Annotated in this window: 2 protein-coding genes; both read left to right on the top strand. The window is 42.1% G+C overall.

What is annotated here, in order from left to right:
- The first annotated feature begins 140 nt into the window (after positions 1 to 140).
- Positions 141 to 2,132, top strand: coding sequence for a DUF4954 family protein (locus tag I6E24_RS15875; protein ID WP_235329637.1), 1,992 nt, complete (start codon positions 141 to 143; stop codon positions 2,130 to 2,132).
- A gap of 52 nt (positions 2,133 to 2,184) precedes the next feature.
- Positions 2,185 to 2,850: MgtC/SapB family protein (locus tag I6E24_RS15870; protein WP_235329635.1), on the top strand; the 666-nt coding region annotated here is incomplete at its 3' end.

Raw genomic sequence — 2,850 nt, 5'->3', positions numbered from 1 at the left:
AGGTAAAATTTCAAGACTCTTTTGTAATATATTATAATAAAAAAATATGCTTTTAATGTCAAAATGTATCGTTCCCTTCTTGTATGCAATAAAATATGTCATTATCTTTGCCTTAAGAATGAAAACAAGAAATGAATTTTATGGAACATACTTTTAGAAATCTCACAGAGGCTGAGATTGATACACTTATTGCACAAGGATGTTGTGCCGAAAACTGGTCAGACGTAACAGTAGCCGAAGGATTCGATGCTTCGAAAGTCTGGCACGTAAGAATGTCTGGCAAGATAAGAATAGGGGAGTTAAACGGTGAGTTTACACTAGCCGGAGGAGTAAAGAAATCTTCAGGAATTAGAAATGCCATCCTTCATAATGTCACGATAGGCGATGACTGTTGCATAGAGAATATAAAGAACTACATCGCTAATTATGTCATTTCGGACAGAGTTTTCATCGAAAATGTTGATTGTATGGTAGTGGATAGACGTTCCACTTTCGGAAATGGTACAGAAGTGTCCGTGCTTAGTGAGACTGGTGGTCGAGAGGTAATAATTCATGACAAATTATCAGCTCACGAGGCTTATATAGCTGCCATGTACAGACATCGTCCCGACCTGGCTGCCAAGATGAAGTCACTGGTTATGAAGTATGCCGATGAGATAGCTTCTGAATACGGCTATGTAGGCAATGATGCCATGATTGTTGATACAGGATATATCAAGAATGTTCGTATCGGTAGTTTCTGTAAGATAGAGAGTGCAGGACGACTGAAAAACGGTAGCCTGAACAGTAACGAGACAGCTCCTGTACACATCGGTTACGGTGTGATATGCGATGATTTCATCATCTCAAGCGGTTCGCACATTGAAGACGGTACTATGCTGACAAGATGTTTCGTAGGTCAGTCATGCCACATGGGACATAACTACTCGGCATCCGATTCCCTTTTCTTCTGCAACTGTCAGGAGGAAAACGGCGAGGCTTGTGCCATCTTTGCAGGTCCTTTCACCGTTACTCACCATAAATCAACTCTGCTCATTGCCGGAATGTTCTCGTTTATGAATGCCGGTTCTGGTTCAAATCAGAGTAACCATATGTACAAGCTTGGACCTATCCACCAGGGTATAATGGAGAGGGGCGCCAAAACAGCTTCCGACTCTTATATCCTATGGCCTGCACGTATTGGAGCATTCTCACTCGTCATGGGACGCCACGTGGCTCATCCTGATACTACGAATCTGCCTTTCTCATACCTCATCGAGGAGAAGAATACCACATACCTCATGCCAGGTGTAAATCTCCGCAGTGTGGGAACTATCCGCGATGCCCAGAAGTGGCCTAAACGTGATAACAGAAAAGACCCTTGCCGAATGGACAAGGTCAACTATAATCTCCTCAGTCCGTACACAATACAGAAAATGTTCAAGGGACGTCAGATACTGAAAGACCTTGCAAGAGTATCAGGCGAGACATCGGAGACATATTCATATCAGAGTGCCAAGATAAAGAATTCATCACTGAACAAGGGTATAAAATTCTATGAGACAGGTATCACCAAGTTCCTTGGTAATTCGGTGATAAAACGCCTGGAGATAACGGAGTTCAAGACTGACGAGGAAATACGTGAAAGACTTAAACCGGACACGGTCATTGGTACAGGCGAATGGGTAGATGTATCGGGACTTATAGCTCCTCGTAGCGAGATAGACCGTCTGATGGCTGATATTGAATGCGGTGTGCTTGATTCTGTGGAAAAGATTGATACTCAACTAACAGAGATGCACAATAACTACTACACCTACGAATGGACTTGGGCATACGGCAAGATGCTTGAATTCTTTGGTCTCGATGCAGATAAGATCACGAAAGAAGACATTATCGCTATCGTAGAGAAGTGGAAAGAAGCTGTGATAGGCCTTGACAGAATGGTTTATGAAGATGCCAAGAAAGAATTCTCGCTATCAGCAATGACCGGATTCGGAGCCGATGGTAGCAGAGAAGAACAAAAGCTTGATTTTGACCAGGTTAGAGGATTCTTTGAAAGTAATCCTTTCGTAGAGGCAGTTCTTGAGCATATCAAGATTAAAGGAGAATTGGGAGACGAACTCATAGCAAGGATGAGCAGAATGTGTTGATTATTGCTTTTTTCATAAACAATGCTTATATTTGTGTTAAGCATTATTGATTATGGAAATGTACACAGAATTTATCGTAAGGCTGGTAGTTGCCAGCCTTATGGGAGCTATTATAGGTCTGGAGAGGGAGTATCGCTCAAAAGAAGCCGGCTATAGGACTCATTTCCTTGTAGCTCTGGGCAGTGCGCTGATGATGATAGTCTCACAATACGGCTTTTCCGAGGTTCTGGAGACAGATCTTGTAAGGCTTGATCCGAGCCGTCTGGCTGCCCAGGTGGTAAGCGGAATAGGTTTTATAGGAGCTGGTACGATAATACTGCTTCAGAAACAGATAGTCCGCGGTCTGACCACGGCGGCTGGTATATGGGCTACATCGGGAATCGGACTTGCCATAGGAGCCGGTATGTACGTAATGGGAATTACTGCCACAGTGCTTTTTCTCATAGGTGTGGAAGTTCTGAACTATTTCTTTAAAGGTATAAGTTTAAGGAGTATGATTGTGGAATATTCTACTCACAATCAGGATTCTCTTAAAAAGATTTCAGCCTTGTTCAGTTCTAAGAATTTTATTATCAGTTCTTATGAAATGGAAGATAAGACAGATTCCAACGGTAATCCTGTACATTATGTAACTATGGTAGTAAAAGCCAAGAATATGAATGAAGAAGGAATATTGCTGATGTTGTTACATGATTTTCCTGAAATTACTGTTCACAGA

Source organism: Bacteroides caecigallinarum (assembly GCF_021530995.1).
Classification (GTDB): domain Bacteria; phylum Bacteroidota; class Bacteroidia; order Bacteroidales; family Bacteroidaceae; genus Phocaeicola; species Phocaeicola faecigallinarum.
Note: the sequence above shows the minus strand (reverse complement) of the source record. Positions and strands in the feature narration are given on the sequence as shown.

Bases quoted from the DNA above. Each gene is read 5' to 3' on its own strand.
- I6E24_RS15875 (WP_235329637.1), top strand. From the start codon at position 141: ATGGAACATACTTTTAGAAATCTCACAGAGGCTGAGATTGATACACTT.